The organism is Sinomonas soli (assembly GCF_054782415.1).
Genome location: NZ_BAAGSN010000022.1, coordinates 40,351 through 64,588 on the forward strand (window position 1 = coordinate 40,351; position 24,238 = coordinate 64,588).

The window sequence follows — 24,238 nt, forward strand, 5'->3', positions numbered from 1 at the left end:
CACTACCTGTGGGGGGTGTTCGCACTCAAGCAGATCGAAGCCCTTCCTTCCATCAGCAGGATGCGTGGAATCGCGGTGAGAACCATGAGCGGGATTGGCCAGACGAGGACGGGCGTGGCAAGCATGACAGCGATCGGTACGAGAAAAGCCCATCCTGGTCGTGCTGCGACATAGGTTAGGAGTACTGCGATTGTGCAGCGAATGATGAAGCTCAAGGTGCTATCCGGGGTATGGGTCTGGTTCGCAGCTAGAAATTCGATCCACTGGCGCCATGCCTGTGGACCGAAGATGCATGAGACTAAGACGATGAGGGCTGTGGCGCTAATTCCCACAAGCAGTCCTTTCCAGTCGCGCCGGGCGATGTACCAGACGAGTCCCACGCCCGTTGTGACCTTGGTGAGTATGGGGAACGCCCACACGCCGGGCACACGCAACCCAAGCACCACTGACATGGCGAGCAGCAAATAGATGTTGCCCACGACAAGCTCGGGAAGGCTTGTGATGAAGACTGGCACGGCCCACCGGAGCGGCAGGGGCTTCACGAGCCAGACGAGTGCGGCCGCCTCAATCAGCACCCAGACGGTGCAGAAGGCGGGCCAGGGCAATTGCCCAAGGGGCCTGATGACGTCAGCGAAGATGGGAGAGTAGAGAAATGCGTCCTCTCGCCCCGGAGCGGTCCCATATTCCAAGGGCCCTTGGACCGCGGCCCAATATGCGTGAGCGTCTTGCCCCCACCGCCCTCCAGTCGCAAAATTGCGGATGCACTGTGCCAGCGCTGCGAAGCTGAAGGGCCAGATAAGCAGTTGTGCGGCTTTGGCAAGGAGCGGAAACTTGAGCGCGAAAACTCCGGCCATTCCGAACTCGTGTCTTATGGACTGCGGCCCCCACACCGATTCAATCGTCACGCGGACATCCTTGCATACACCCCGCAGGACAGCCCATGCCAAGAGCTTCCGAGTCGGTGAAAGGAGCTGGCGGCTGAACGCGATTAGACGTTGGTCGAACTCGCAGCTCGCCTGGCGGGCGTGAGCAGCCCGCAGGTGTGTCGGCGACCGCGTTCCAGGTTGCGGCGGCGGTCCCCTGAGGCGATGACGACGCCGGCCCCCCACCTCCGCGAGGTGAGGGGCAGACGCAGTGCGCGGGGAGAGGCGGGTCAGAGTTCGCGCTGGGGCGCCTTGAGGGCGTCGCGGATCTCGGTGAGGAGGGCGATCTGAGGGTCGACGGGAGTCTCCTCGGCCTGCTCCTTGATGCCGAGCTTGCGGTTGCGGCGCTCGATCAGCTTGTTCATCGGGACGATGATCACGAAGTAGATCGAGGCCGCGATGAGAAGGAAGTTCACGATCGCGGTCAGCAGGACCCCGAACTTCACGGGGCCGACCACGAGGAAGTTGTCGAAGTTCGGCTGGTTGACCAGGACTGAGATGGCGGGCATGAGGACGCTCTTGACGAGGGCATCCACCACCCCGCCGAACGCGGCACCCATGACGACGGCGACGGCAAGGTCAATGACGTTGCCCTTCATGATGAAGGACTTGAATCCGTTGAGCATGGGCTTCACCATAGCCCCCTCGCCGTCGCCGTCCAGTGAACGGACGGTGACGTTTCCGCCACGGCGGTTGCCCGCGGCGGTTCCGCTGCCGGTGCCGCTACGGGTGGAGCAGCACCTTGGTGTAGCCGTCCTCGCGGGCGTCGAACTTGGCGTAGGCGTCCACCGCGTCGTCCAGGGCCACCTCGTGGGAGACGATCCAGGACGGCGCCGCGCGCTCGGCGGTGATGAGGTCGCGCAGCTCGCGGTTGTACCTCTTCACCGGGCACTGGCCGCCCGCCAGGCTGATGCCCTTGGTGAAGGCCTGCCCGTACTCGAAGGGGAGCCGGCCCTGCTTCGCGAGGCCGTAGGCGGCACCGGGGTCCTCGGGGACGTAGACGCCCACCACCCCGATGTGGCCGGTGGCGCGGACCACCTCGATGAGGTTGTCCAGTACCATCTCGGGGTGTTCCTCGCCGGCCGGGTCGTGGGCCTGGTAGCCCACGGCCTCGACGCCGCAGTCCACGCCGAAGCCGTCCGTGGCGTCCATGATTGCCAGGCCCGGGTCCACGTCGGCGAAGTTCACGGCGGTCGCGCCGATGCGCGTGGCGAGGTCGAGGCGGTCCGGCTCCTTGTCCACCACGAAGACCCGCGCGGCGCCCTTGAGCAGGGAGCTGTAGGCGGCCATGAGGCCCACGGGCCCGGCGCCGAACACGGCGACGGTCTTCCCGGGGGAGACCTGGGCCATCGTGGCGCCGTGGTAGCCGGTGGGGAAGATGTCCGAGAGCATCGTGTAGTCGTTCTCGTGCTCGTTGCCCGCCGGGAGCCTGAGCAGGTTGAAGTCCGCCCACGGGACCCTCAGGAGCTCCGCCTGGCCGCCCCAGTAGGGCCCCATCTTCGGGTAGCCGTAGCCGGCGCCCGGGTCCCCCGAGGGGTTGGCCCGCAGGCACGCCGACGTCCAGCCGTCGTTGCAGTTGCGGCAGGTGCCGCAGGCGAGGTTGAACGGGACTGACACACGGTCGCCGACCTTGATCCGGTTGACCGCGGGTCCCACCTCCTCGACGATGCCCATGTTCTCGTGGCCGAGGACCATCCCTGAATCGAGCTGGGCGCGCCCCTCGTAGGGGTGCAGGTCTGAGCCGCAGATGTTCGCGGTGGTGATCCGGATGACCGCGTCGAGCGGCTCCTCGATCCTCGGATCATCGACCTGCTCCACGGCCAGTTCCCGCGGTCCCTTGTACACGACTGCCTTCATGAGGACTCCTCCTGCCTGTCGGTGCGGTTGTCCTCAGGGCACCATCCCCGGCGCGGACCGGGCCAAACATGGCTGGCGCGTCAGCCGTTCCCGTTCCCGTTGCCGTTCCCGGGGCCGGTGGTGCCGGTGTCGGTGCCGTTGGCCGGGCTGGGGGTGCCGGAGCCGCCGTCGGTCGTTCCGGTGCTGGGCGGGGTGCCGGAGCCGCCGTCGGTCGTTCCGGTGCTGGGCTGGGTGCCGGTGCCGCCGTCGGTGGTCCCGGCATCGCCGGTGATCAGGTTCTGCGGCGGGGTGTCGAAGTCGCCGTGGTCGTAGTACTGGGCCACCTGCTGCATGTAGGTGGCCCACTGCGGGCCGGCGATGTACGCGCCGTCGACCACCGGGTAGAACTTTCCGTTCACGGTGACATCGCGGCCCATCCGGGCGCTCGGGCCGTTGAGGGCCTCGCCGAAGTACGACGCCGTCGCGAGCCCCCGCGTGTAGCCCACCACCCACGTCTGGCTGTTCTCGTTGTTGGTGCCCGTCTTCATGGCGTCCGGGACATCCAGCTTCTGGGGGATGAGCAGGCCCGAGCCCTTGGTAGCCACGTCCTGGAGGACGTTCGTGGCCGCGGCCGCGACGTCCTTGCTCAGGGCGCCCGGCTGGCACTGGCTCGTCTGGCCGCCGATCTTCTGGCCCTTGACGTCATCCACCTCCGTGATGGACATCGGGGTGCAGTAGGTGCCGCCGCTGGCGAAGGTCGCGAACGCGTTGGCCATGGTCATCGGGGCGACGTTGGTGCCGCCGAGGAGGTTGCCGAGGGTGGAGAGGTCGAGCTTCTTCCCCGACCCCGCGCCGTCGTGCATCCCCATCTCATCCGCGGCGCGCTGGATGTCGCAGAAGTCATTCAGGTCCGCGGCCGAGGCGAACGTGGCGGTGTTGATCGAGTTGTAGATGCCGGCGCGCACCGTCATGGGGCGGTAGTAGCCCTCGGAGTCGTTCTGCAGGTCGATGGAGCCCGGGACGGTGCTGTCGAAGACGCCGTGGACGGGCCCACAGGTGGACTTCCAGGGGAAGTCCGGCCCGTAGCGGCGCCGGGAGGCGTCCACGATCTGGTTGGTGGGCTTGCCCTCCTTCAGCCACGCCGCGAGGGTTACCGGCTTCATCGTTGAACCTGGCTGGTAGCCGCCCGCGCCGCCGAGGTCGGCGCCGTTCGCGTCCGTCGAGTCGACGTTGAAGTTGTAGGACGTGACGAACCCGGAGCCCTGGCCGTCCACCATCCGGCTGTTCTGGGCCATGGCCAGGACGTCCCCGGTCCCCGGCTGGACCGTCACGAGCGAGGAGCCCCACTTGTCGGGGTTGGATCCCGCGGTCGTATCCACCTGCGCCTGGGCCGGGCCCTGGAGGCGCGGATCCAAGGTGGTCTTGATGGTCAGGCCGCCGAGCATGACCTTCTGCAGCCGGGCCGTGGTGTCCTTGCCGTACGCGGGGTCGTTGAGGATCTGGTGGAGCACGTAGTCGCAGAAGTACGGCGCCGTGGAGTAGGGGCAGCCCTGCCTGGGCGGGTTCAGCTTGAGATGGATCGGGGACTTGACCGCGTCGTCGTGCTGGCTCTTGGTGATGTAGCCGTGCTGGAACATGGCGTCGAGCACGAGGTTGCGCCGGTCCTTGGCCCGGTCCGGGTGCTGGGAGGGGTCGAAGTACGCGGGCCCGTTGACGAGGCCGGCGAGGAGCGCGCCCTGGGTGAGGCTCAGGTCCTTCGCGTCTTCGGAGAAGAAGTACTGGCTCGCGGCCTGGATCCCATAGGCGTTGGCGTTGAACGGGACGATGTTGAGGTAGCCGGCCAGAATCTGGTCCTTCGAGAACTTCTGCTCGAGGCCGATCGAGAGCTCCATCTCGCGGAGCTTGTCGCTGACGCTCTTCTGCCCGTTGAGCACGATGTCCGCGCTCTGCCCCTGGGCGATGAGCTGCTCGTTGAGGGCGTTGGTGACGTACTGCTGGGTGAGCGTCGAGGCGCCCTGCCGCCCGCCGCCGGCGTCCGTGACGAGGGCGCGGAGGATGCCCAGGGGGTCCACGCCGCCGTGCTGGTAGAAGCGGTAGTCCTCGATGGCGACGATCGCGTTCTTGATGTTCGGCGACATCTTGTCCAGTGGCACGTCGGTGCGGTTCTCGCTGAAGAGCGTGGCGATCACTGAACCGTCCGCTGCGACGATCTTCGACGCCTGGCCCGGCTGCGCCTCGGTCAGGTTCGACGGCACCGCGGTGCTCAACGTCTGGGTGGCGCCGCTCGCCGCGTTCCCCGTGAGGGCGACGGCGGGGGTCATGAGCCCGGCCACGAGGACGCCGCACAGCCCGCTCACGGCGAGGAACGCGAGGATCCTGCCGAGGGTGGTGGTCGTGTCGAAGTACTTCTTGCTGCCAGAGGACATGCGGTGTAGCGTATGCGGCCCGCCTAAATGCCAGCTGTGAGGGCCGGGATCACACCTTGCGCAGCAGCATCCTCCGGATGGAGTGGTCCGCGTCCTTGGTCAGCACGAGCTGGGCGCGGCCGCGGGTGGGCAGGACGTTCTGGATCAGGTTCGGCTCGTTGATGCGCTTCCAGATGCTCCGGGCCGTGGTGGCTGCTTCGTCGTCGGACAGCGACGCGTAGCGGTGGAAGTAGCTCTCGGGCTGGGCGAACGCGCCCGAGCGCAGCTTGAGGAACCGCTCCACGTACCAGTGCTCGATGTAGCTCGTCTTCGCGTCCACGTAGAGCGAGAAGTCGAAGAAGTCGCTCAGCGCCAGCCCGGTGGTGCCGTCTCCGCGGGGCCGCGCGGGTGCCAGGACGTTCAGGCCCTCCACGATCAGCACGTCGGGCCGGCGGACCACGACCTCCCGGCCGGGCACGATGTCGTAGGTCAGGTGCGAGTACCAGGGCGCCCGCACCTCCTCGGCGCCGGACTTGATCTCGGCGACGAAGCGGAGGAGCGCGCGCCGGTCGTAGGACTCCGGGAAGCCCTTGCGCTCGAGGACTCCGCGGCGCGTCAGCTCGGCCAGGGGGTACAGGAAGCCGTCGGTGGTGACGAGCTGCACGTTCGGCGTCGACGGCCAGCGCTGGAGCATCTCGCGCAGCACGCGGGCGATCGTGGACTTGCCCACGGCCACCGACCCGGCCACGCCGATCACGAACGGCGTGCGCTGCGTCGACTCGCCGAGGAACGTCTGGGTGGCAGTGTGCAGCTCGCCCGAGGCCTCGACGTAGAGGGAGAGGAGCCGGCTCAGCGGCAGGTAGACGTCGCGGATCTCCCGCAGGTCGAGGGGATCGCCGAGCCCGCGGATGCGGTCGATGTCGTCCTGGTTGAGGGGCTGCTCCATGCGGTCCGCGAGGCGGGCCCACGTGGCGCGGTCGAGCTCGACGAACGGGGACGCGCCATCGCCGGCGGACTCGCTTCTCTGCAGACTCACCCGTGCATTCTGCCAACTGAGGCGGCACTGCGCGAACTGCCGGGGTGGGCGGGCGCGCCGGTAGGATGTGACGCATGTGTGGAATCGTCGGCTATGTCGGTACCGCCCGCGCGCTCGCAGCCGCGGACGGGAACAGCAGTCACAGTGCCCTTGACGTCGTGATCGAAGGCCTGCGGCGCCTCGAGTACCGCGGCTATGACTCCGCGGGCGTGGCCGTCGTCGCGGACGGGGCCATCGAGTCCCGGAAGAAGGCCGGGAAGCTGAAGAACCTCGAGAAGGAGCTCGCCGAGCGTCCCCTCCCCGAGAGCGTCACCGGGATCGGGCACACCCGCTGGGCCACCCACGGCGGCCCCACCGACGCCAACGCGCACCCGCACCTCGCGGACGGCGGCCGCCTCGCCGTCATCCACAACGGCATCATCGAGAACTACGCCTCCCTCAAGGCCGAGCTGACGGCCAAGGGCATCCCGTTCCTGTCCGAGACGGACACCGAGGTCGCCGCCGCCCTGATCGGCGACTACTACCGCGGCGAGGCCGACGGCGACATCGCCCGCGCGATGCAGCTCGCCTGCCAGCGGCTCGAGGGGGCCTTCACCCTGCTGGCCGTGCACGCGGAGCAGCCCGGCGTCGTGGTGGCGGCACGGCGGAACTCGCCGCTCGTCGTCGGCCTCGGCGACGGGGAGAACTTCCTCGGGTCCGACGTCTCCGGCTTCATCGACTACACCCGCCGCGCCGTGGAGCTCGGCCAGGACCAGATCGTCACGATCACCCCGGACACCTTCGAGGTGACCGACTTCTTCGGCGCCCCCGCGTCCGGCAAGGAGTTCGAGGTCTCGTGGGACGCCGCCTCGGCCGAGAAGGGCGGGTTCAACTCCTTCATGGAGAAGGAGATCAACGACCAGCCCGCCGCCGTGCACGACACGCTCCTGGGCCGCTCCGACGCCTCCGGCCGCCTCGTCCTCGACGAGCTGCGCATCGACCCGGAGGAACTCAAGCAGGTCAACAAGATCATCGTCCTCGCGTGCGGCACCGCGGCCTACGCGGGCCTCGTGGCCAAGTACGCGATCGAGAAGTGGTGCCGGATCCCCACCGAGGTCGAGCTCGCGCACGAGTTCCGCTACCGCGAGCCGATCGTGGACGCCCACACCCTGGTCGTCTCCATCAGCCAGTCCGGCGAGACCATGGACACCCTCATGGCCGTGCGCTACGCCCGCGAGCAGGGCGCCAAGACGGTCTCGATCTGCAACACGAACGGCTCCACGATCCCGCGCGAGTCCGACGCCGTCCTGTACACGCACGCCGGCCCCGAGATCGCCGTCGCCTCCACCAAGGCGTTCCTGGCGCAGATCACCGCCGCCTACCTCCTGGGCCTGTACCTCGCCCAGCTGCGCGGGAACATCTTCTCCGGCCAGATCCGGGACGTCCTCGCGGACCTGAACAAGATCCCCGAGAAGATCCAGACCGTGCTGGACGCGGCCGGGCCGCTCCGCGAGCTCGCCCGCAGCATGAAGGATGAGAAGTCCGTGCTGTTCCTCGGCCGCCACGTGGGCTACCCGGTGGCACTCGAGGGCGCGCTCAAGCTCAAGGAGATCGCGTACATCCACGCCGAGGGCTTCGCGGCCGGCGAGCTCAAGCACGGCCCGATCGCCCTGATCGACGAGGGCCAGCCCGTGTTCGTGGTGGTCCCGTCGCCGCAGGGCCGCGACTCGCTGCACGCCAAGGTGGTCTCCAACATCCAGGAGGTCCGCGCCCGCGGCGCCCGCACCCTCGTGATCGCGGAGGAGGGCGACGAGGCCGTGCAGGCCTACGCCGAGTACGTCTTCTACGTCCCGCAGACCCCGCCGCTGCTCATGCCGCTGCTGACCACCGTCCCGCTGCAGATCTTCGCCGCGGAGCTCGCGTCCGCGAAGGGCTACGACGTGGACCAGCCGCGCAACCTCGCCAAGTCCGTCACGGTCGAGTAGCCACCCCCGTTTCGGGTACGCATCTCGTCGCCCTTTCGGGCTTCCGGGTACGCAGGCCCTGAAGTACGACGACGGCCGGTCACCTCCCGCTGGGAGGCGGCCGGCCGTCGTCGTCCGCGGAGGCGGGGCACCCGAGGCGCGCCGGCGCGGTCAGATCAGCGCATCGAGGGTGACGAAGGTGAAGCCCTCCGTGCGCATCTGGTCGATGATGCCGGGGAGGGCGGCGGCGTCGAGGGTCGATCCGTCGTCGGGGTTGGAGCCGACGTGCATGAGCACGATCTCGCCGGGCTGGATCGCGTTCATGACCCGCTGGATCACCGACGGCGCCCCGCGCGTGCCGCCCACCGTGCCCTGCCAGCCCAGGGAGTCGACGGTCCAGCGGATCGCCGCGTACCCGCTCGCGTTGACCGCGGCGATGGTGCGGGCGTTGCGGGCGCCGGAGGGGAAGCGGAAGAACGGGCGCGGGTCCACCCCGTCGGCCCGGATGGCCGCCTGGGCCGCGGACAGCTCGGCCGCGATCTGCGCGTCGGTCAGGGTGGTCATGTCGGGGTGGGTCATCGAGTGGTTGCCGACCCGGTGGCCGCCCGCGGAGATCTTGGCGACGTCGGCCGGGTGCGCCTTCGCCCACGCGCCCGTGAGGAAGAAGGTCGCGGGCACGTGCTGCGCGGCGAGGGTCGAGAGGATGGACGCGAGCCCGGCGTCGTTGGCGCCGGCGTCGAAGGTCAGGGCCACCACCTTGTCCTGGGTGGGGATCCGCTCGATGTCCTGCCCGCGCAGGTTCGGCGGCAGCGCCAGCGGGGGCAGGGGCGGCCCCGCCGTGGCGGTGGGCTTGGGCGGCGGCTTCGAGGGGGTGGCGGGCGTGGACGGCCCGCTGCCCGTGGGGGTCGGAGTCGGCGCGGCGGACCCCGTGGGGGTGGGGGACGCGGTGGGCGAGCCGGATGCGGTGGGCGGCGCGGCCGGCGTCGGCTGCGAGGTGGAGCGGGTCAGGGTGATCACGAGCGCGGTGGCGGCGAGGACGAGCACAACCGCGGCCACAATGATGACCGTGAGCCGTCGCCTGCCGAGTGCCGCCATGTGCAACCCCCTCGGTCACGACGGTACGCCCGCGGCGGCGGGGGCGCGAGGGACTTTGGTCGGCTCAGCCGAGGACCAGGCCGCGGACGTAGGCGGCCTGGCCCACGTGCTGGGTCGCGTCGTTGAGCAGGCTCACGAGGCGGACCGCCGCGGTGACCGGCGGGGACCAGCGCTCGTCGACGATGCGTCCGAGGTCCTCGGGGGCCAGGGCCTTGACGACCTCGGTGACGCGGGCGTGGACGGCGTCGTGGTAGCCGCGCAGGACTTCGGCGTCCACGGCCGGGAAGGCCGCGACCTCGTCGCTGGACTGCCCGTAGCCGGTGGCCCAGTCGCCGTACGGCAGGGCGAACCGCTCGCGCCACTGGGCCCAGAGCTGGCCGGGGGGGACCTCGCGGGCGCGGTTCTTGGGCGGGTCATTGCCCTCGAGGACGTGGGCGAGGGCGGCGATGTGGTCGTCCTCGACGCGGGTGAGGTGCCACACGAGCCAGGCGACGTGGTTGGCGTGGGGGCCGGGGCGCTGGAGCAGCTGCTCGGGGGAGAGGCCCAGGAGCGCGTGCTCCACCGATTCCTGCACCCTGCCGAAGCCGTCCAGCAGGAGGTCCGTGGCCCAGTTCTGGTCTGCACTCATGCTGCCCACACTATTCCCCGGCGCCCGAGGCCGGGAGGGGCTCGGGCGCGTGTGGCCTGTCCCTTCCTCCTGCGCGATTCTGCTCATGCTCGTTCCGTGGTCGCCGAGTCGCCCGGCGTGTCGCGCGGGAACGCGCGGGGGCGGCATGCGGGCGTGAGCACCATCGCTCGGAGGCCTTGGACTCGTAGGCCCTCATGGCAGGAAGCGCGGCCAGAGCTCGAGGACCCGCGCGATCTCATCCACCACGGATTGGCGGTCATACCAGATGCGCTCCGGCAGGTAGCGCAATGTCGGCTGGCCTTGGAGGAGGGCGGCGTTCATGCGGTAGCGGTCCTTGGCGAACGACTTCCTGTCGCCGTGGTACTTGAAGCCGTCAATCTCAACAGGCAGGACGCGCTCGATCCTGAAGTCCACCGTGCCGACGCCGGGGAGCCAGACCTGAGTCTCGACCTCCTACCCCTGTGCGAGGAAGAGCAGCCTGGCTTCGACCTCTGGCTGGGACTGGGCCTGCCTGTCCGCGTCGAAGATGACCTGGGCCAGCACCTTCCGGGCGCGAGCATCGGCCCGGCTGTCGAGTGCTGTCCAGAGCGTCTCGCGCGTCACCCGTCCGGCTCTCGCAGCAGATTCCACCATGCTGACTGCCTGGGGCGCGTCCAAGCAGCCCATGGCATGGATCAATGCGTCCTCTACCGACACCAGTGGCAGGTCGTGGTGTGGGGGAAAGAGCAGCTTCCGGTGGCTCACGCAGCCTTGGGCGCGCGCATGACGGGTGGCGAGATGCCGGCGGTCGGGGGCAGACCGGATCCACAGGCCGTGATAGCTCGCGGCCGAGCCGCACGTGATGAGGCCGTCACGCATGAGGGCGAACAAGAAGTCGGGATTCGCATCCTGCAATGCCCAGAGTCCCTTGCGGGGCCTGAGCGCGCGCCCTTCGAGTGATCCGATCTCGCTTCTGGTGAAGCCGGCGCGGAGCAATGCTCCTGTACGGGCAACGCCGCCCAGTGATCTGAGGTAGTCGATGGGATCCATCCCTCCACTTCAGTCCTCAGGCGGCCGGGCTGGGCGAGCGCATTCGCGCCATGTGGACGACGCGCCCGATACACGCTGCGTGGAGGACAGATGGAGAGGTCATGTGCGTGCGATCTTGCTCACCGAGATGGGCGTGGCAGCGGAATAGGCGGCGTGTTGGGTTCGGATGCGCGGGGGCTTGGCGGCACAGTGAGCAGAACCGAACGGCCGTTGTCGGCGCCGTGCTGCTGGGACTGGGCGAATGTGGGGAGCAGGCGTACGGTTCTGCTCACCGAGCTGTGAGCGGAGCCTGGCTGTGCGGCGCGTCGAACACGGCCACGCCGAGGCCCACGCCGACCGTGAGCAGAATCGCTCGGCTGCTTGGCCGGAGGCTGGAGCGGGCGCGGGTGGGGGTTGGGGGCCGGAGCGGACGGGTTGGGGCGAGACGGGCCATGGATTTTTACTTGAAGTATCAACTAAACGGCCTTACGCTGGATGCATGACCGCAGCCCAGCCCCCCGTCCTGTTCCTCAGCCACGGCGCGCCACCCCTCGCCGACGACGCCACGTGGACCCGCCAGCTCCACGAGTGGTCGGGCACGTTCGCCAAGCCCAAGGACATCCTCATGGTCTCGGCGCACTGGGAGAACGCGCCGGTGACCCTGAGCGCCACCGAGCGCCCGCAGGAGCTCGTCTACGACTTCTGGGGCTTCCCGCAGAAGTACTACGACGTGCGCTACGAGGCCCCGCTCGCCCCCGAGCTCGCGAACGAGGTGGCCCGGCTGACCTCCCAGCACGGCCACCATGTGGAGCGCGATGAGACCCGCGGCCTCGACCACGGCGCGTACGTCCCGCTCAAGGAGCTGTTCCCGGAAGCGGACGTCCCCGTGGTGCAGATGTCGATGCCGACCCTGGATCCGCGGGGCCTGTTCGAGCTGGGCCGGACCCTGGCGCCCCTGCGCGACCGCGGGACGCTGATCGTGGGCTCCGGCTTCACCACGCACAACCTGCGCTGGTTCAACCCGCACGCCGGCGCCGACGCGGCACCGCCCGCGGCGTCCTCGGAGTTCGACCACTGGGCCGAGGAGGCCATGTCCCGCGGCGACGTGGACTCCATCCTCGACTTCATCCACAAGGCGCCGGCCGCCCGCGAGGCGCACCCGCGCTCGGAGCACTGGGCCCCGCTGTACGTGTCCCTCGGCGCCGCCTCGGAGTCGGGCGGGATCGACGCGAAGACCGCGATCGAGGGCTTCTGGTTCGGGCTGTCCAAGAGGTCCTGGACCCTCACCTAGGTCACTGCAAAGGAGCGCCGCGACCCACAAGCCACCCACGGCTCCCCGGAGCAGCCGGACCCTAGACGCGCCCGTCGGGGTAGATGCTGCGGGTCTCGGCGCGCTGGTACCGGCGCCGCCAGGGCAGGCGAGGGCGGGGGAGCACCCGGGCCACAGCGAGCACCGCGTACATGAGGGTGTTGAGGGCCACGAAGGTCGCGAGCACGTTGACGAACGGACTCTGCAGGATCGACTCGTCGAACAGGAGGCCCAGCGGCGCACGCAAAGGACTCATCGCGCCGCCTCCCCGCCAGCCTCGGCAGCAGCGGCGGCCGGCACACCGGGGGCAGCGGCAGCAGGGGCGCCGGGAGCGGCCCCCACACCAGCAGAACCAGAAGGGCCCTCGGCCCCCGGCGGCCGCACGAGGTGCTTCCACGCGGCCTTGCGGCCCGCGGTGATGTCCGCGATCCCCTTGAGGTACACGACGTTGAGGAACATGTCGAAGACGAGCTCGGGGAACAGGCAGGCGGCGAGGAGCCGGGCGCGCCAGCCCCCGCCCCATGCGGTGACGAGCCGCTCGAGGGTGAACCAGAACCCGAGCCCGAGCCAGAACGGGAACCAGATCCACGTGTCCATGGACAGGGCCATCAGGGCGATGAGGGACAGGTAGGTCCCGAGCGCGATCACGCTGTAGCCGATCCCGAGCTGCTGGAACCAGTACCGCGCGGTCTGCGGCGTGACGCCGTAGGCGCCGAGGTTCTCGAGCGCCCCCCGCTGCCAGCGCAGCCGCTGCGCCCAGAGCATCCGCCACGTGGGCATGAGCTCGGTCTCCACGGAGCACTCGGGCGGCGACACCATGAGCGCCCCGAGGGACTTGAGCGCAATCGTCAGCTCGTTGTCCTCGGTGAGCGCGGCCGTGTCGTACACGTCGCCGTGCCGGCCGGGGAGCTGCGTGCCGCGGGCGTCGGCGACGGCCCGCAGGGCCACGGGCCGGAACACGGACGCGGTCCCGGTCAGCACGAAGACGCGCCCGCGCCGCCGGCGGATCTCGCGTGAGTAGCGGATGTACTCGTTGCGCTGGAACTGGCCGATCAGCCCGTGCCCCTCCTCGCCGTAGAAGAGCCCGCCCACGGCCACGAGGGCACGGTCGTCGGTGAACCGCCGCACCGCCTCGGCGAGGTACTCGCCGCCGAGCTTGGTGTCCGCGTCCATCACCATGACCACGTCGTTGTCTCCGAGCCCGGGCAGCATGGTGCGCAGCGCCTGGTTGAGCGCGCCGCCCTTCTTGTCCGTGTTGCCCTCGGTGGTGAACACCTCTGCGCCGGCGGTCCGCGCGATCTCGGCGGTGCGGTCGGTGCAGTTGTCCGCGACCACGATCACCCGGTCCGGACGGAGGGCCTGGGCGTCGAGCGAGGCCAGCGTCGCGGGCAGCGAGGCCTCCTCGTTGTGTGCGGGGATGAGCACGGTGACGGTCACCGGCCCGGCGAAGACGCCGCGGGTGGCGGCCATGATGGTCTTCGGCGCCAGCGGCTTTGCCTGCACGTGCGCCGAGGCCCGGCGCGAACGGGTGGCAATGGCCCGGTCGAGGAGTGCAACGCCCGCCCCGAGCAGGATCGCGGCGGCCACGGACACCAGGACGACCCGCCAGTGCGGCGCGTGGGCGTCGTAGAAGACGTTCCACACCCCGCCGATCGAGACCTTGGCGGGCTGCCAGAGCGGCGGCGGCTGGCTCGCGGCCACCCCCCACCACAGCAGCAGCGCGGCGCCGGTCACGGCCGCGACGATCAGGAGGCCCACGAGCCTCTGGAACCATCTCCCCATGGGGGCATGCTACCGGGCGGAGGCGACTGCCCAGTAGGCGGGGACCCGGAGGTGGCTGCCGTCGGCGGGCAGCGCGAGCGCGAGCGCCGTGGACCCGTCCGCCTCGAGCCGCCACTGGTCCTCGGGGAAGGCGCGCGCCCGCTCGTCGGGGCCGAAGTGGCCCGGCTGCGGCAGCGTGCGGATGGCCTGCGCGAGCGGGGCCGGGATGGACCCCCCGCTCGCCCCGAGCGCGCGCAGGTAGCCGAGGCCGCCGCCGGGCACGTTCGTCTCGACGAGGTACACCCGTCCCCGCCTCCCCACGAGCGTGCGGAGGCCCGCGGCGAGGGCGCGCTGCTTGGCCGGGGTGAGGACGTGGAGCACCCCGCGCACGACGGCGTTCGCGTCCCCGAGCTCCCCGTGGAGCCGCTCGCTGGTCTCGGGATCAGTCGCGTCGGCGGCCAGGAAGTCGACGCGCCCCGGCTCCCCGTGGTGCCTCGCGGCGAGGTCGACGGCGGCGGCGGACGCGTCGAGGCCGAGCACGCGGGGGAACGCCCCGGCGAGGGCAGCGGAGAGCCATCCGGACCCGCAGCCCACGTCGACCACGGGCAGGGAGGGATCGAGATGATCGATGCCGCGGGTCACGTGCTCGCCGGCCTCGGAGTGCGGGTCGCCCTCCCAGAGGACGTCCTCGGGCAGCGTGCCCTCGGCGATGCCCGCCCAGAACCGCTCCCATGCGGTGGAGGGGCTGCGGGGGACCCGGCCGGAGAGGATCGCCACGCGGGAGGCGAGCCGGATGCTGTCACCGAGCGGCATTCCGGTCTCCTTCCTGCACGGCCCGCAGGAGCTTGCCCAGCTCGGCGGCGGCCATCGGCCGGGCGAAGAGGTAGCCCTGGCCGTACTCGCAGCCCAGCTCGCGCAGGAGCCCGGCCTGGGCCTCGTCCTCGATGCCCTCGGCCACCACGGTCAGGCCGGCGGCGTGGATGAGCCGCACGATGGCGTCGACGAACGCGACCTGGGTCGGGTCGCTGGCGATGGTGTCGACGAGCGACTTGTCGATCTTGGCCCGGACCGCGGGGAGGGCCCGGAGGTAGCTGATGGAGGAGTAGCCGGTGCCGAAGTCGTCGATCTCGATGGGGACACCGAGCTCCCCGAGGGAGCGGAGGGTCTGCCGGCTGTCGGGGCCGCCGGTCATGATCGCGGACTCGGTGATCTCCACGGTCAGGCGCGGCCCGGGCAGCCCGGCGTCGTCCAGCAGCCTGCGGATGTGGGCGGTGAGGTCGCCGTGGGCGAGCTCGGCGGGGGAGATGTTCACGTGCAGGCTGAAGTGCTCGGGCAGGCCGGGGTCGTGGGCCCACTCGCCGGCCGTCTCGACCACCTGGGTCAGGACGCACCGGCCGAGCTCGACCATGAGCCCGGCATCCTCGGCGATGTCGAGGAACGTGGACGGGGGCAGCAGGCCCCGGACGGGGTGGCGCCAGCGCACGAGGGCCTCGGCGCCGGCGAGGGTGGCGTCGGCGAGCCCGACGATCGGCTGGTAGAAGACCTCGATCTCGCCCCTGGAGAACGCGGCCCGCAGCTCGGACGCGACGCGCACGCGCTGGGCGACGACCTCGTGCATGGCGTGGTTGAACACGCTGATGCTGCCGTGGCCCTTGGCCTTGCTGGCCTCGAGCGCGGCGTCGGCGTCGCGGAGCATCTCCTCGACCGCCAGCTGCCGCTCGGCGTACCGGATGCCGACGTTGCCGCGCAGGCTGACCTGGATGCCGTTGACCACGACCCGCTCCCGGAGCGTGTCCAGGACGGTCCGCGCGGTCCAGAGCACGCCTTCGGCGTCCTGCCCGGTCACGAGCACCGCGAACTCGTCGCCGCCGAGCCGGCCCACGAGGTGGCCGCCGCTCCCGGCATCGCCCATCGCGGACCGGAGCCGCTGGGCCACCTCGACGAGCACGGCGTCGCCCGCCGAGTGGCCGAAGGTGTCGTTGATGAGCCGGAACCCGCGCAGGGCGAGGATCACGACGGCGGCCAGCCCGCCGTCGTCGGCCGTCTGCAGGCCGGCGTCGATCCGCTCGCGCACGAGCCGGCGGCTCGCGAGCCCCGTCAGCTCGTCGGTGTCGACGAGGCGGCGCAGCTCGTCCTGGGCACGCTCGAGCAGCTCGGTGCGGTGGGCGATGCGCGCCTCGAGCTCGTCGTAGAGGGTCTCGAGCTCCTCGGCGAGGAGGTTGATGCCCGTGGTGACGGCGTCGATCGAGTCGCGCGCGGGGGAGGTCTCCATCCGCTGGGAGAGGTCTCCTGCCGAGAGCCGCACGATCAGGTCGATGAGCTTCTCGAGCCTGTCATCCGTCGGCTCAGCTGCCATCGGCGGCCTCCGTGAGCCAGGCCAGGGCGCGGGTCTCGTCGGTGAAGAACCTGGTGGGGCAGGGCGCCTTGTAGACGCCGAGGAAGAAGTTGGCGAGCACGCGGTCCACGGCGGAGGCGCCGAGGAGGGCGATCGCGGCCGCCGCGCACGGGCGTGCGAACACGGCCCGGGCCGAGCGGCTCACGGAGGACGTGGTGGCCATGTCGATCAGGAGCGGGACGCGGTCCTGGCCGGCGGCGGCGTTGACGTGGGCCATGGCGGCCTCGGCCTGGGGGGCGTCGATGTCCACGCCTCGCTCCCACACGAGGCGGAGCACGCCGGTGCCATCGAAGGAGAGCGAGCTGATGCCCGAGTCGGTCCCCTGGGGGCTCTGCTGGGGATCCACGCCGCTCCTCTCTGCCGCACTGGCGCCACGGCGGCGCCACGTTGGGAGCATACCCCGGGGCCTGCCCGGCGGCCGGTACGCTGGGCCCACGGGAGGTGCCCGCTGACGGGCACGGGGAGGAACACTGTGGGGGGCGCTCTGGACCTGGGCACGCTCACCGTCGTGATGGCGGTCGTCTCGCTGTGCGTGCTCGTGCTGTTCTACTTCGACGCCTACCGCGCGAATCCCACGGGTCCCGCCCGCTGGTGGTGCCTCGCGCTCGCGACGCTGTGCGCTGCCGGCATCCTCAATGACGGGGGCGTGGCGATCGTCAGTCTCGTGGGCCAAGGCCTCATGGTGGTGGGCGTGGCCTCGATGTGGGCCGGCGTGCGCCGGCTGCGCGACCCGGACACCCCCGCCATGTACCTCGTGGTCGGAGTGCTCGCCGCCGGGTTCGTGGGATTCGCCGCCCGCTTCATCGACCCCGACCAGTGGGGCGCCGTGGTGCTCCTGCTGCTCTCCGGCGGTTTCTGCGCTGCCATGTTCGTCGAGCTGCGGCGCCAGCGCACGGTGCCCTGGCGAACGGCGCGGAACTTCGCGGTGATCGCGGCCATCACCGGCGTGTATGACCTGATCCGTGCCGTCGCCCTCGCGGCCCTGGGCGGCAACAGCCCCGCGTTCCGGGCGGTGTTCGGCCAGGGCTTCTCGCTGCTCGCGGCGATCGTGCTCATCGTGGCGGCCGCGACGAGCCTGGCCGCGCTCACGAGCGCCACCCGCACGGCCCACTTCCAGCAGCTCGCCACAAAGGATGCCCTCACCGGCCTGCTGAACCGCACCGAGTTCATGCGCCGGGCGGGCGAGATGCTCGCCAGGGCGCATGAGCAGGGCACCGTGGTCACCGTGATCATGGCGGACCTGGACAAATTCAAGTCGATCAACGACGACTTCGGCCATCTCGCCGGGGACGAGGTGATCCGCGCCTTCGGTGTGGCGTGCCGGCAGTCGGTGCGCTCGCGGGACCTCGTGGGCCGGTTCGGGGGCGAGGAGTTCATCATGGCGCTCGCCGACTCCTCCGCGGCCGACGGCGTGGCGGTCGCCGAGCGCATCCAGTTCGTCCTCTCGGCCCAGCGCATCCTCCTCGACGGGCACACCGTGCCCACCGCGAGCTTCGGGGTGGCGGACAGCCTGGTGCACGGGGACGACCTCGGCGCGCTCATCGCGAGCGCGGACACGGCCCTGTACGGCGCGAAGTCGGCCGGGCGGAACTGCGTCATGGTCAGCGGCGTGGCCCCGTTAGAGTAGCCGCATGGCTATCATCGGCATCGGCGTGGACGTTGTGGACATCGCACGGTTCGAGCGTCAGCTCGAGCGGACCCCGGGCCTGCGGGACCGGCTGTTCGTCCCCGCGGAGCGGGAGCTGCACGTGCGCTCGCTGGCCGCGCGGTTCGCCGCCAAGGAGGCGGTGGCCAAGGTCCTCGGCGCCCCGGCGGGCATGAACTGGCAGGACTGCTGGATCGGCCTGGGCCCGGCGGGTCCCGAGATCCAGGTCAAGGGCACCGTGCTGGCCGTCGCCGAGGAGCGCGGGGTGCGGTCCTGGCACCTGAGCATGAGCCACGACGGCGGGATCGCCACCGCGATGGTCGTCGCCGAGCGCTGACCCCGCCACGCCGCCTCCTCGTCAGTGGGCCGAGGCGAGCCGGCCGCTGAGGCGCTCGTGCATGCTGCGCGAGGCCTCGTTGAGCCCGACGATCCTGGCCTCGATGCCGTGGTTCCGGTACTTCTCGGTGACAGAGTCGAGGGCCGCGATGGTGGAGGCGTCCCAGAGGTGCGAGCGGCGCATGTCGATCTCCACGTGCTCCGGATCGTGGGCGTAGCGGAACTGGGTGTAGAGGTCATTCGAGGAGGCGAAGAAGAGCTCCCCGTCCACCGTGTAGACAGCGGTCTCGGCCCCGTCCCTGTCCACAACCTCGCGACGGACGGTCGCGAAGTGGGCCACGCGGCGGGCGAAGAGGACCATGGCGACGAGGACCCCGGCGCACACGCCGATCGCGAGGTTGTTCGTCGCGACGACCACGACGACGGTCACCACCATCACGGCCGTCTCGCTCTTGGGCATGGTGCGCAGTGTGGACGGGCGGATGCTGTGCCAGTCGAACGTCGCCACCGAGACGAAGATCATGACGGCCACGAGCGCGGCCATCGGGATCAGCGCCACGACGGGCCCGAGGGGGACGACGAGGACCAGCAGGATCGCGCCGGCGAGGAACGTCGAGATGCGGGTGCGGGCGCCGGCGGCCTTGACGTTGATCATGGTCTGGCCGATCATCGCGCACCCGCCCATGCCGCCGAAGAGGCCCGTGACGATGTTCGCGACGCCCTGGCCCCAGGCCTCGCGGGTCTTGGAGGAGCCGGTGTCCGTGATGTCGTCGACGAACTTGGCCGTCATGAGCGTCTCCAGCAGCCCGACGACGGCCATGCCGAGGGCGTAGGGGCCGATGACCTGCAGGGTCTCGAGGGTCAGGGGCACGTGCGGGAGGAAGAGGGTCGGCAGGCTGTGCGGCAGCTGGCCCTTGTCCCCGACGGCCGGGACGTGGAGCCCGAGGAACACCGCGGCCAGCGTCAGGAGGATGATCGCCACGAGCGGGGCCGGCACGGCCTTGGTGAGCTTCGGCAGGCCGAAGACGATCAGCAGGCCCGCGGCCGCCAGCGGGTACACGGCCCACGGCACCCCGATCAGCTCGGGCACCTGCGCGGAGAAGATCAGGATCGCGAGCGCGTTCACGAAGCCGACCATCACCGAGCGGGGCACGAAGCGCATCAGCTTCGCCACCCCGAGCAGTCCGAGGACGATCTGGATGGCTCCGCCCAGGATCACCGTCGCGATGAGGTAGTCCAGGCCGTGGGAGCGGACCAGCGGGGCAATGACGAGCGCCACCGACCCGGTTGCGGCCGAGATCATGGCCGGGCGGCCACCGACGATCGCAATCGTCACGGCCATGGTGAAGGCGGCGAACAGCCCGACCCGCGGGTCGACGCCGGCGATGATCGAGAAGGCGAGCGCTTCCGGGATGAGGGCCAGTGCCACCACGAGGCCGCCGAGCACCTCGGTCTTGAGTCGGGCCGGGGTGCGCAGCGCCCGGCGGACGGACTGGGCCTCCTCCGGTGTTTCGGACACGTGGGCGGCAGCAGGCATGGGTCTCCTCAGGAGCGTCATCGGGGGAACCCCTCAACTCTACCCTCACGTTAGGGTAGACCTGCAATCCGGCTACAGTGTTGGGGTGCATATCGGTGAGCTCGCGGAGCGCACGGGGCTGTCCCTGCGCACGATCCGCCACTACGACGACGTTGGCCTCCTGCCGGCGCGGATGCGGACCCAAGGCGGGTTCCGGGTCTACGAAGAGGATGACGTCGAGCGGCTGATGCTCATCAAGCGCATGAAGCCCATGGGCTACAGCCTCGAGGAGATGGCGCAGCTCCTCCGGGTGCTGCTGGAGCCTCCGGCAAGCGGGAGCGCTCCGGACGTCGCCGCACTGCTGGAGGAGGCGGAACGCCGGCGGGACAAGCTCGCGCGAAACCTCGCCCAGGCCGAGGAGCTCGTCGGGCTCCTGCGCGTCCGGTAGCGCAGCAGGGTCCGGAGGGAAGCCTCAGGCCGAGGCCGGCTGGGCGACGACGCCCGAGTGGCCCGCAGAGGTCGGGAAGCCGCCGGCGAGGCGGCCGCCGGGGGCGGGTGCTGGCGCCGGCCGCGCGGGAGCCGAAGGGGCTGCGTCCGAGACCGCCTCGGCGAGCACCTGCTCCGCGGCGGCGACCGCCTGCGCCGAGGCATCGACGGCGACCGGAGCGGTGCGGGAGACCGCGGGGGCGGCGGCACGTGCCCGAGAGGACCGCCTGACGGACCACACCACGGAGAATCCGTACACGAGGCCGAGGACCCCGCTGGCGGCCCAGACGACGATGCCGACCTCCTCGGACAGGGCTGCTGCCACTGCCGAGGCCAGGATGACGGCCGCCGCGACGGCTGCAGAGACCCGAGCCCTGCGGTCCAGAAATTCCCCCATCAATGCCCCCCATTGATTGCCCCGAGTGAACAGGGCGTGTCGTGACTTGCGTTACTAGAGTGAAAGCAGTAACGCCTCGCCAATTGTACATTCACAGGAGTGGACCGCCACTCCCATTTTGTCTCATTACAATCGCCCCATGACCGAGGCCTTCACCGGAACCCAGGTCCGCGCGGCGGAGACGCCGCTCCTCGACGCCGGCCGCGGCCCCGAGCTCATGGCGCGGGCCGCGCACGGGCTCGCGCTCGCCGTCGTCCGCCTGATCCAGCGGGAGGGCGGCCGGGTGGCGGGATCCCGGGTGGCGGCGCTCGTGGGGAAGGGCAACAACGGCGGCGACGCGCTGTTCGCCCTCGCCGAGCTGGCACGCCGCGGGGTGCGCACCACCGCGGTGCTCACGGGCGGGCGGGCGCACCCGGCCGGGCTCGAAGCGTTCACCCGGGCCGGCGGCCGCACCACCGAACGGCTCGAGGCCGCGGACCTCGTGGTCGACGCGGTGCTCGGCACCGGCTTCTCGGGCGAGTACGCGCCCCCGTTCCCGCGCCCGGACGCGCTCGTGGTGGCCTGCGACCTCCCCTCCGGCCTCGACGCGGACACCGGCACGGCCGGTCCCGGCGTGTGGCGGGCCGACCTCACCGTGACCTTCGGGACGCTCAAGACGGGCCTGCTCGCGGGCCGGGGCAGGGCGCTGGCCGGGCGGGTGGAGGTCGTGGACATCGGCCTCGGGCCGCACCTGCCGGACCCGGACGTGCGCTCCCTCGATGCCGCGGCGGCGGCCGCGCTGCTCCCGGCGCCCCGCGACGACTGGCACAAGTACTCCCGCGGCGTGCTGGGCCTCGTCGCGGGCTCGGAGCCGTACCCGGGCGCCGCGGTGCTCGCCACGGCTGGGGCGCTCGCCACGGGCGTCGGCATGGTCCGGATCGTGGCGCCCGACGCCGTGCGCCGGCTCGTGCTCTCCGCCCACCCCGAGGTGGTGGGCTCCTCGGAGCCGTCGGGGCGGGTGCAGGCTTGGGCGGCCGGGCCCGGAATCGCGGACGACGCCGCGCAGCGCCGCGCGCTCGCCGTGGCCCTCGAGTCCGGGCTGCGCACGGTGGTGGACGCGTCCGCCCTCGACGTGCTGCCGGGGCTCCTGGGCCAGGTGGCCGGAGAGCACGTGGTGGTCACCCCGCACGCGGGGGAGCTCGAGCGGCTGCTCGGCGATCGGTCCCGGGAGGCGATCGAGGCGCAGCCGGTGCGGTGGGCCCGGGAAGCGGCTGGCCGGCTGGGTGTGACGGTGCTGCTGAAGGGCCCGGCCACGGTCTGCGCCGCGCCCGACGGCACCGCGTGGGTGCAGGGGGAGGGCCACCCGTATCTCGCCACGGCCGGCAGCGGGGACACACTCACCGGGATCCTCGGAGCGCTGCTGGCCACCGCCCAGGGCCTCCGGCCGGTGGAGGCGGCAGCGCTTGCGGCGTTCGTCCACGGGATGGCCGGGCGCGTGGCGGCCGAGTCGGGCCCGTTCGGCGCCGGCGCGCTCGCCCCTGCGGTGCGGGAGGCGGTAGGGCGGCTGCGGCCCGCGGCGGGTCCGGCCACCCCGATGCGGGCTCGGGGACGCTGAGGGCAGGGGTCGCTGAGAGTCCGGTGGGCCCGAGGAGTGAGGCGCCCGGGCCGTCAGGGTCCCGGCGAATCCGGGCTGCTGGCCGCAAGCTCGTCGTCGGGCGAGGGCTGCAGCACCGCCGCGGCGAGGTCCTTGGCGCGGGCCGCGGCATGCTGGTCGCCCTCCGCGGCGGCCACGAAGGTGCCGCAGATCAGGGTCTGCAGGGTGCGCGCCACCGAGCCGGGGTCCTCGACTCCGGCCTCCGCCGCGAACTCCTCGAGGTGGGCCAGGCTCGGGTCGAGCTGCTCCGCGGCCGCCAGGCTGAGGGGGTGCTCGGCACCCATCTCCACGATCACCCGCTCGAGGGGGCCCGGCGGCTCCCCGCGGAGGATCAGGCCGTCGAGGTCCTCGAACACCCCGAGCAGGCCTTCCCGCCCGCTGCCGTGGCTGTCCCTGGCTGTCCGCACCAGGCCTGCGCGCGCGCGGCCCCAGGCCTCGAGGCAGGCCAGGATCAGCTTGTCCTTGCTGCGGAACTGCCGGTAGAACGTGGACTTCGCCACCCCGGACCGGGCGATCAGCTCGTCCACCCCGACAGCCCGGATGCCCCGGGTCGCGAAGAGGCCCTGAGCGGCCGAGAGGATGCGCGCCCTCGAGGACTGCCGGGGGCGCCGCGGGGCGGCGAGCCCCAGACCCATCGCCGCGACTGCGACCGGTAGATGCATGCCCGCCCCCTCCCACTGCCAACTTCCTGACATCGTGGACAGTAGGTTTCCCGGCGCCGTCGCAACCGAAACTGCGCCCAGGCCGGGGGCCTGGGCGCAGGGGGTCGGGTGCAGGAGAGAGAGCCGGGGAACGGCAGGGCCGGCCCGAGGAGGAGCCTAGTTCTGGTTCGCCTTCTCGCGACGGCGGAGCTCGATCTGGCGCTTGTCGTCCTCGCGGGCCTGTGCCGGACGGCCGGGGGCGGTCGGCCGGTGCAGGTCGATGAGGGCCCGGGCCAGCTTGCGGGCGCGGGCGGCTGCGCGCTGGTCCCCCTCGATGGAGGCGACCATGGCGCCCTTGGTGAGGATGTGGAAGGACCAGGCGAAGCCCACCGGGTCCTCGAGCCCCGCCCCCTCCGCGAGGGCGCACAGGCGCTCGCGGATGTCGGTGAGGTGCCTCATCGCCGCGCGGCCGAGAAGGTGGCCCGGGCCGAACTCGATCACCACGTGGAGGAAGGTGTTGACCTCCGCCGCGCCGCGGCTGAACCAGTCGTCCAGCACCGTGAACGCCGCCAGGATCGCGTCGTCGGGGTTGTGCGCGTGCGCGATGGCCTCCTCGATCGCGTCTTCGCGCACCTGGTACCAGCGGTCCATGTAGGCGAGCACGAGGGCTTCCTTCGAGGGGAAGTGCCGGTAGAACGTCGCCTTGGCGACTCCGGAGTGGGCGATGATCTCGTCGATTCCGACGTCTCGTACGCCTCGTCGTGCGAAGAGCCCGTAGGCGGTCTCAAGGATCCGCTCGCGGGCAGGTTTGCGTGCCGCGGCCTCGGGGGCCCGGCCGTCAATAGGACCGACCATGATCAGGATCGTAGCACGGTAGACAGACTGGTCTGTCTCGGTGCATACTCCTCGTGACGGAACAGACAGGTCTGTCTCGTAGAGGACTTCGAGGTAGCCGGCATCATCATCGGGAGCCGCCGGCCAGGCGGTGAGGGAGGTTAGGTCGCTGTGAGCGAGTCAGCTGTGATGGAGCGGGAGGGCCGGTTGAGGGTCGTGGCCGGTGGCCGGGCCGGGGAGTCGGGCGTGGAGGCCGACGGCGGTGCTGCCGCGGGCGTTTCTGCCGCGGGTGCTTCTGCTGCCGCTGCCGGTTCTGCTGCGGGCGTTTCTGCTGGCGCTGCCGGTTCTGCTGCTGGCGGTGCCCTGGATGCTGGTGCGGGGGCCCTGGTGGTGGAGCATCTGGGGCTGGCG

General features: G+C 71.0%; 24 protein-coding genes. 6 read left to right on the plus strand and 18 right to left on the minus strand.

Annotated features, from left to right (window positions below; translation table 11 throughout):
• Positions 1-2: 2 nt before the first annotated feature.
• From ACYVKZ_RS19775 to coaA, 5 genes are all read right to left on the minus strand, one after another.
• The gene (locus tag ACYVKZ_RS19775; protein WP_460994018.1) at positions 3-905 is read right to left on the minus strand and encodes a glycosyltransferase family 87 protein; all 903 of its coding nucleotides are present in this window, start codon (positions 903-905) and stop codon (positions 3-5) included.
• Between the two features lie 248 nt (positions 906-1,153).
• Positions 1,154-1,549 carry a large conductance mechanosensitive channel protein MscL gene (gene mscL / locus ACYVKZ_RS19780; protein ID WP_460994020.1) on the minus strand — a complete coding sequence of 132 codons (396 nt, stop codon included), beginning with the start codon at positions 1,547-1,549 and terminating at the stop codon, positions 1,154-1,156.
• Positions 1,550-1,646: 97 nt separating this feature from the next.
• Positions 1,647-2,780 carry a glutathione-independent formaldehyde dehydrogenase gene (locus tag ACYVKZ_RS19785; RefSeq protein ID WP_460994022.1) on the minus strand — a complete coding sequence of 378 codons (1,134 nt, stop codon included), beginning with the start codon at positions 2,778-2,780 and terminating at the stop codon, positions 1,647-1,649.
• Between the two features lie 80 nt (positions 2,781-2,860).
• Complete coding sequence (locus ACYVKZ_RS19790) at positions 2,861-5,185, minus strand: transglycosylase domain-containing protein (RefSeq protein WP_460994024.1); 2,325 nt, start codon at positions 5,183-5,185, stop codon at positions 2,861-2,863.
• Between the two features lie 49 nt (positions 5,186-5,234).
• Positions 5,235-6,200, minus strand: coding sequence for a type I pantothenate kinase (gene coaA, locus ACYVKZ_RS19795; protein ID WP_460994026.1), 966 nt, complete (start codon positions 6,198-6,200; stop codon positions 5,235-5,237).
• Positions 6,201-6,274: 74 nt separating this feature from the next.
• Between coaA and glmS the strand changes: the two genes are divergently transcribed.
• Positions 6,275-8,164, plus strand: coding sequence for a glutamine--fructose-6-phosphate transaminase (isomerizing) (gene glmS / locus ACYVKZ_RS19800; RefSeq protein ID WP_460994028.1), 1,890 nt, complete (start codon positions 6,275-6,277; stop codon positions 8,162-8,164).
• A gap of 150 nt (positions 8,165-8,314) precedes the next feature.
• Here the strand turns inward: glmS and ACYVKZ_RS19805 are convergent, their stop codons facing one another.
• The 4 genes from ACYVKZ_RS19805 to ACYVKZ_RS19820 all read right to left on the minus strand — a co-directional run bounded on the left by ACYVKZ_RS19805 (position 8,315) and on the right by ACYVKZ_RS19820 (position 10,895).
• Entirely contained in the window at positions 8,315-9,238 is a 924-nt protein-coding gene (locus ACYVKZ_RS19805; RefSeq protein ID WP_460994030.1) for a polysaccharide deacetylase family protein, read from the minus strand.
• Between the two features lie 64 nt (positions 9,239-9,302).
• Positions 9,303-9,866: a mycothiol transferase gene (locus tag ACYVKZ_RS19810; protein ID WP_460994032.1), complete on the minus strand. Its 564-nt coding sequence runs from the start codon at positions 9,864-9,866 to the stop codon at positions 9,303-9,305.
• Positions 9,867-10,058: 192 nt separating this feature from the next.
• A complete protein-coding gene (locus tag ACYVKZ_RS19815) occupies positions 10,059-10,280 on the minus strand; it encodes a hypothetical protein (protein ID WP_460994034.1) in 222 nt (73 codons plus the stop codon).
• Positions 10,281-10,319: 39 nt separating this feature from the next.
• Positions 10,320-10,895, minus strand: coding sequence for a hypothetical protein (locus ACYVKZ_RS19820; RefSeq protein ID WP_460994036.1), 576 nt, complete (start codon positions 10,893-10,895; stop codon positions 10,320-10,322).
• 478 nt (positions 10,896-11,373) lie between these two features.
• Here ACYVKZ_RS19820 and ACYVKZ_RS19825 point away from each other — a divergent pair, with 478 nt between their 5' ends.
• Complete coding sequence (locus tag ACYVKZ_RS19825; RefSeq protein ID WP_460994038.1) at positions 11,374-12,165, plus strand: dioxygenase family protein; 792 nt, start codon at positions 11,374-11,376, stop codon at positions 12,163-12,165.
• A 61-nt stretch (positions 12,166-12,226) separates the two neighbouring features.
• Here the strand turns inward: ACYVKZ_RS19825 and ACYVKZ_RS19830 are convergent, their stop codons facing one another.
• From ACYVKZ_RS19830 to ACYVKZ_RS19850, 5 genes are read right to left on the minus strand one after another with little or no spacing between them, the layout of a single operon-like run.
• Complete coding sequence (locus ACYVKZ_RS19830; RefSeq protein ID WP_460994040.1) at positions 12,227-12,439, minus strand: hypothetical protein; 213 nt, start codon at positions 12,437-12,439, stop codon at positions 12,227-12,229.
• Entirely contained in the window at positions 12,436-13,965 is a 1,530-nt protein-coding gene (locus ACYVKZ_RS19835) for a glycosyltransferase family 2 protein (protein ID WP_460994042.1), read from the minus strand. The genes ACYVKZ_RS19830 and ACYVKZ_RS19835 overlap by 4 nt, the downstream gene beginning before the upstream one ends.
• 9 nt (positions 13,966-13,974) lie before the next feature.
• Positions 13,975-14,757 carry a class I SAM-dependent methyltransferase gene (locus tag ACYVKZ_RS19840; protein WP_460994044.1) on the minus strand — a complete coding sequence of 261 codons (783 nt, stop codon included), beginning with the start codon at positions 14,755-14,757 and terminating at the stop codon, positions 13,975-13,977.
• Positions 14,744-16,300 carry a putative bifunctional diguanylate cyclase/phosphodiesterase gene (locus ACYVKZ_RS19845; RefSeq protein WP_460994047.1) on the minus strand — a complete coding sequence of 519 codons (1,557 nt, stop codon included), beginning with the start codon at positions 16,298-16,300 and terminating at the stop codon, positions 14,744-14,746. The genes ACYVKZ_RS19840 and ACYVKZ_RS19845 overlap by 14 nt, the downstream gene beginning before the upstream one ends.
• Complete coding sequence (locus tag ACYVKZ_RS19850) at positions 16,290-16,685, minus strand: DUF7793 family protein (protein WP_460994049.1); 396 nt, start codon at positions 16,683-16,685, stop codon at positions 16,290-16,292. Before ACYVKZ_RS19850 ends, ACYVKZ_RS19845 begins: the two co-directional genes overlap by 11 nt.
• 126 nt (positions 16,686-16,811) lie before the next feature.
• Between ACYVKZ_RS19850 and ACYVKZ_RS19855 the strand changes: the two genes are divergently transcribed.
• Together ACYVKZ_RS19855 and ACYVKZ_RS19860 are read left to right on the plus strand one after the other, a co-directional pair.
• On the plus strand, positions 16,812-17,966 hold the full coding sequence (locus ACYVKZ_RS19855; RefSeq protein WP_460994051.1) for a GGDEF domain-containing protein: 1,155 nt from the start codon (positions 16,812-16,814) through the stop codon (positions 17,964-17,966).
• A gap of 4 nt (positions 17,967-17,970) precedes the next feature.
• The gene (locus ACYVKZ_RS19860; protein WP_307004395.1) at positions 17,971-18,321 is read left to right on the plus strand and encodes a holo-ACP synthase; all 351 of its coding nucleotides are present in this window, start codon (positions 17,971-17,973) and stop codon (positions 18,319-18,321) included.
• Positions 18,322-18,342: 21 nt separating this feature from the next.
• Here the strand turns inward: ACYVKZ_RS19860 and ACYVKZ_RS19865 are convergent, their stop codons facing one another.
• The gene (locus ACYVKZ_RS19865; protein ID WP_460994053.1) at positions 18,343-19,857 is read right to left on the minus strand and encodes a SulP family inorganic anion transporter; all 1,515 of its coding nucleotides are present in this window, start codon (positions 19,855-19,857) and stop codon (positions 18,343-18,345) included.
• An 85-nt stretch (positions 19,858-19,942) separates the two neighbouring features.
• On the opposite strand from ACYVKZ_RS19865, the gene ACYVKZ_RS19870 reads away from it, so the two are divergent.
• Positions 19,943-20,284 (plus strand): MerR family transcriptional regulator, encoded by a 342-nt coding sequence (locus tag ACYVKZ_RS19870; RefSeq protein ID WP_460994055.1) that lies wholly within the window; start codon positions 19,943-19,945, stop codon positions 20,282-20,284.
• Between the two features lie 24 nt (positions 20,285-20,308).
• On the opposite strand, the gene ACYVKZ_RS19875 is transcribed toward ACYVKZ_RS19870, so the two are convergent.
• On the minus strand, positions 20,309-20,719 hold the full coding sequence (locus tag ACYVKZ_RS19875; RefSeq protein WP_460994057.1) for a hypothetical protein: 411 nt from the start codon (positions 20,717-20,719) through the stop codon (positions 20,309-20,311).
• 139 nt (positions 20,720-20,858) lie between these two features.
• Here ACYVKZ_RS19875 and ACYVKZ_RS19880 point away from each other — a divergent pair, with 139 nt between their 5' ends.
• Entirely contained in the window at positions 20,859-22,313 is a 1,455-nt protein-coding gene (locus ACYVKZ_RS19880; protein ID WP_460994059.1) for an NAD(P)H-hydrate dehydratase, read from the plus strand.
• Between the two features lie 53 nt (positions 22,314-22,366).
• On the opposite strand, the gene ACYVKZ_RS19885 is transcribed toward ACYVKZ_RS19880, so the two are convergent.
• Both ACYVKZ_RS19885 and ACYVKZ_RS19890 read right to left on the minus strand, forming a co-directional pair.
• Entirely contained in the window at positions 22,367-23,014 is a 648-nt protein-coding gene (locus ACYVKZ_RS19885; RefSeq protein WP_460994061.1) for a TetR/AcrR family transcriptional regulator, read from the minus strand.
• Between the two features lie 156 nt (positions 23,015-23,170).
• On the minus strand, positions 23,171-23,848 hold the full coding sequence (locus tag ACYVKZ_RS19890) for a TetR/AcrR family transcriptional regulator (protein WP_460994063.1): 678 nt from the start codon (positions 23,846-23,848) through the stop codon (positions 23,171-23,173).
• Positions 23,849-24,238 lie beyond the last annotated feature (390 nt).

Coding starts and splice junctions, on each gene's coding strand:
- ACYVKZ_RS19860 (WP_307004395.1), top strand. CDS start 17,971: ATGGCTATCATCGGCATCGGCGTGGACGTTGTGGACATCGCACGGTTC.
- mscL (WP_460994020.1), bottom strand. CDS start 1,549: ATGCTCAACGGATTCAAGTCCTTCATCATGAAGGGCAACGTCATTGAC.
- ACYVKZ_RS19890 (WP_460994063.1), bottom strand. CDS start 23,848: ATGGTCGGTCCTATTGACGGCCGGGCCCCCGAGGCCGCGGCACGCAAA.
- ACYVKZ_RS19845 (WP_460994047.1), bottom strand. CDS start 16,300: ATGGCAGCTGAGCCGACGGATGACAGGCTCGAGAAGCTCATCGACCTG.
- ACYVKZ_RS19820 (WP_460994036.1), bottom strand. CDS start 10,895: ATGGATCCCATCGACTACCTCAGATCACTGGGCGGCGTTGCCCGTACA.
- ACYVKZ_RS19875 (WP_460994057.1), bottom strand. CDS start 20,719: ATGGGGGAATTTCTGGACCGCAGGGCTCGGGTCTCTGCAGCCGTCGCG.
- ACYVKZ_RS19885 (WP_460994061.1), bottom strand. CDS start 23,014: ATGCATCTACCGGTCGCAGTCGCGGCGATGGGTCTGGGGCTCGCCGCC.
- ACYVKZ_RS19865 (WP_460994053.1), bottom strand. CDS start 19,857: ATGCCTGCTGCCGCCCACGTGTCCGAAACACCGGAGGAGGCCCAGTCC.
- ACYVKZ_RS19805 (WP_460994030.1), bottom strand. CDS start 9,238: ATGGCGGCACTCGGCAGGCGACGGCTCACGGTCATCATTGTGGCCGCG.
- ACYVKZ_RS19825 (WP_460994038.1), top strand. CDS start 11,374: ATGACCGCAGCCCAGCCCCCCGTCCTGTTCCTCAGCCACGGCGCGCCA.
- ACYVKZ_RS19880 (WP_460994059.1), top strand. CDS start 20,859: ATGACCGAGGCCTTCACCGGAACCCAGGTCCGCGCGGCGGAGACGCCG.
- ACYVKZ_RS19840 (WP_460994044.1), bottom strand. CDS start 14,757: ATGCCGCTCGGTGACAGCATCCGGCTCGCCTCCCGCGTGGCGATCCTC.
- ACYVKZ_RS19830 (WP_460994040.1), bottom strand. CDS start 12,439: ATGAGTCCTTTGCGTGCGCCGCTGGGCCTCCTGTTCGACGAGTCGATC.
- glmS (WP_460994028.1), top strand. CDS start 6,275: ATGTGTGGAATCGTCGGCTATGTCGGTACCGCCCGCGCGCTCGCAGCC.
- ACYVKZ_RS19835 (WP_460994042.1), bottom strand. CDS start 13,965: ATGGGGAGATGGTTCCAGAGGCTCGTGGGCCTCCTGATCGTCGCGGCC.
- ACYVKZ_RS19790 (WP_460994024.1), bottom strand. CDS start 5,185: ATGTCCTCTGGCAGCAAGAAGTACTTCGACACGACCACCACCCTCGGC.
- ACYVKZ_RS19785 (WP_460994022.1), bottom strand. CDS start 2,780: ATGAAGGCAGTCGTGTACAAGGGACCGCGGGAACTGGCCGTGGAGCAG.
- ACYVKZ_RS19810 (WP_460994032.1), bottom strand. CDS start 9,866: ATGAGTGCAGACCAGAACTGGGCCACGGACCTCCTGCTGGACGGCTTC.